At 66.8% G+C, this 379-nt stretch carries 1 protein-coding gene; it reads right to left on the reverse strand.

What is annotated here, in order from left to right; genetic code table 11:
* A partial coding sequence (locus LG395_RS41000) for an alpha-amylase family glycosyl hydrolase (RefSeq protein WP_263983671.1) occupies positions 1–379 on the reverse strand: 379 nt, incomplete at both ends.

Genomic DNA, 379 nt, shown 5'->3' on the forward strand with positions numbered 1-379 from the left:
CAGCAGCACGGTGTCCGGGTACATCGCGTCGATCTCCCGCCGGACCCGCTTCAGGAAGGCGTGCGTGGCGGGCAGGTTCTCGCAGTTGGTGCCCTCCTCGGCGTAGAGGTAGGGCACCGCGTCCAGGCGGTAGCCGTCGATGCCGAGGTCCAGCCAGAACCGCAGGGCGGCCAGGATCTCCTCCTGCACCGCCGGGTTCTCGTAGTTCAGGTCCGGCTGGTGCGAGAAGAAGCGGTGGAAGTAGTACTGGCCGCGGACCGGGTCGAAGGTCCAGTTGGACGCCTCGGTGTCGACGAAGATGATCCGGGCGTCCTGGTACTGCTTGTCGTCGTCGGCCCACATGTAGTAGTCCCCGTACGGGCCGTCGGGGTTCTTGCGG

Source organism: Streptomyces spinosus, from assembly GCF_020400655.1.
Classification (GTDB): Bacteria; Actinomycetota; Actinomycetes; order Streptomycetales; family Streptomycetaceae; genus Streptomyces; species Streptomyces argyrophylli.